The sequence below is a fragment of the Microbacterium sp. genome, assembly GCF_031179285.1.
In the GTDB taxonomy this organism is placed as follows: domain Bacteria; phylum Actinomycetota; class Actinomycetes; order Actinomycetales; family Microbacteriaceae; genus Microbacterium.
Genome location: NZ_JAPSHY010000077.1, coordinates 1 through 2,088, shown reverse-complemented (window position 1 = coordinate 2,088; position 2,088 = coordinate 1). Strand labels below are relative to the sequence as shown.

Sequence of the window (2,088 nt, the reverse complement as noted above, 5' to 3'; positions counted from 1 at the left end):
CGTCGCACCGCAGCGCGTACGGCGGCGGCATGCACGAGATCGAGCAGCTCCAGCTCGGCGACGCGATCTACATCCAGACGCGGGACGGCTGGTACACGTACCGATTCCGCGACTTCGAGTACGTGACGCCCGATACCGTGGGGGTGCTCGCGCCGGTACCGCACCACCCCGACCTGCAGCCGACGGATCGGCTCATCACGCTCACCACCTGCAACCCGCTCTACTCCACCGCCGAGCGCCTCATCGCCTACGGGGTGCTCGAATCGTGGCAGCCGAGCGCCGCCGGGCCTCCGGCCGAGATCGCGGCCGACGTCGCCACTTGGGGGTCCTGACCATGTACGGAGCGCTCTGGCGGATCCTCCCGGGGCCGGTCTGGGTCCGCATCATCCTGCTGCTGTTCCTCATCGCCGCGGCAGTCTTCGCGCTGTTCACCTGGGTCTTCCCCTGGGTGGACGGCATCGTCAACCCGATCAACGTCACGGTGGAGTGAATGACCCGCGTCCTCGTCCTCGACAACTACGACAGCTTCGTCTACACGCTGAACGGCTACCTGCAGGAGCTCGGCGCCGAGACCGAGGTCGTGCGCAATGACGCCATCGCGCCGGCCGATGTCGCCGCCCGCGTCGGCGAGTACGACGCCGTGCTCATCTCACCCGGTCCGGGCAAGCCGTCCGACGCCGGGGTGTCGATCCCCGTCGTGGAGGCGGCGCTCTCCACATCCCAGCCCCTGCTCGGCGTCTGCCTCGGGCACCAGGCCATCGCCGAGGCCTTCGGGGCGGTCGTGACGAACGCCGAAGAGCTCATGCACGGCAAGACCTCGCGCATCGCGCACGACGACAGCGAGTTCTACGCCGGGGTGCCGCAGCCGTTCACCGCGACGCGGTACCACTCCCTGGCCGTCGTCGACGGCACGGTTCCCGCCGACCTCGTGGTCACCAGCCGCACGCAGGGCGGCGTGATCATGGGGCTCCGCCACCAGTCGGCGCCGATCTTCGGGGTGCAGTTCCACCCGGAGTCGGTGCTCACCGAGGGCGGTTACCGGATGCTCGGCAACTGGCTCGCCGTGGCGGGCCTGCCCGAGGCACGAGAACGAGCCATCGGGCTGAACCCGCTCATGCGCTGACCCGCGACGAGCGCCGACCAGGTCTCGGGCTGGCGCGGCGCCCCCGCTGGGCCGGCGCGATCAGCCGGCGCAGTACGTGAGCGTGACGTCGGAACGCTGGGGAACATCGCCCGGCGGGAGGGACTGCTGCGTCACGGGCGAACCCGGCTGCGCCTCGCATGACGCGTCGGGCATGGGGATGGGGTTCAGCTGCAGGTTCTCGGCCGACAGGTACGAGGAGGCGGCCGCGAGCGTCTGCCCGGTGAGGTCGGTGAGGGTCACGAGCCCGCTCGAGATGCGGAAGTCGACCGTCGATCCGGCTTCCGCCGATGCCCCGCCCTCCGGTGTGGTGCCCAGCACCGTGTCGGCGGGCACGGAGGGGGAGTTCTCCCTGGTCTCGGTTCCGGGTGTCAGGCCGTTGGCGGTGATGTCGGCCTTGGCCTGTTCGAGCGTCATGTTCCGCACGTCCGGCACGGTGACCGCCTCACGACCCGTGGAGATGTACACGGTGATCGGTGTCTCGACGTCGACGATCTCGCCCGCCGCGGGGTCGGTGCGGATGACCTCGTCGACGGGGACCGTGTCGCTGGTCTCGTCGATGCGCGTCGCTGGGAGCCCGAGCTCCTGGAGCCGTTGCACGGCCTCCTCGTAACTCGCGCCCGTGAGCACGGGGACCTCTCGCACGTTCGAGGGGATCTCGGTCGTGGGCTGCAGGTTCAGGGCCCAGTACATGACCGCGACGACGATGACGATGATGCCGATGATGCCCGACCAGATCCAGATGGCCGGCGGCCGCCGCTGGGTGCGGGTCATGGTCTCGTCCTCGGTGAGCTGCCGGAGCGCGAGCTCGGAGGTCGAGAGCGAGCCGGTGGGCGCGCCGAAGAGCATGGTGGCCTCGTCGGGCCGGCGATGCACCGGGACGCGACCGGATGCCGCGATGTCGACGTCGGCGCGGAACTCGGCCGCGGTCTGGTAGCGGTCGTCGC

4 protein-coding genes are annotated in these 2,088 nt (G+C 70.2%); 3 read left to right on the top strand and 1 reads right to left on the bottom strand.

Annotated elements, in window-relative coordinates; all coding sequences use genetic code 11:
* From RIN18_RS17595 to RIN18_RS17585, 3 genes are all read left to right on the top strand, one after another.
* The coding region (locus RIN18_RS17595; protein ID WP_309105273.1) for a sortase domain-bontaining protein at positions 1-332 on the top strand (332 nt) is incomplete at its 5' end.
* A 2-nt stretch (positions 333-334) separates the two neighbouring features.
* Positions 335-490: a hypothetical protein gene (locus RIN18_RS17590; protein WP_309105272.1), complete on the top strand. Its 156-nt coding sequence runs from the start codon at positions 335-337 to the stop codon at positions 488-490.
* A complete protein-coding gene (locus RIN18_RS17585; RefSeq protein ID WP_309105271.1) occupies positions 491-1,123 on the top strand; it encodes a gamma-glutamyl-gamma-aminobutyrate hydrolase family protein in 633 nt (210 codons plus the stop codon).
* Positions 1,124-1,183: 60 nt separating this feature from the next.
* Here the strand turns inward: RIN18_RS17585 and RIN18_RS17580 are convergent.
* Positions 1,184-2,088, bottom strand: a 905-nt coding sequence (locus tag RIN18_RS17580) for a PASTA domain-containing protein (RefSeq protein ID WP_309105270.1), incomplete at its 5' end; no start/stop codon positions are given.

Bases quoted from the DNA above. Each gene is read 5' to 3' on its own strand.
- RIN18_RS17590 (WP_309105272.1), top strand. From the start codon at position 335: ATGTACGGAGCGCTCTGGCGGATCCTCCCGGGGCCGGTCTGGGTCCGC.
- RIN18_RS17585 (WP_309105271.1), top strand. From the start codon at position 491: ATGACCCGCGTCCTCGTCCTCGACAACTACGACAGCTTCGTCTACACG.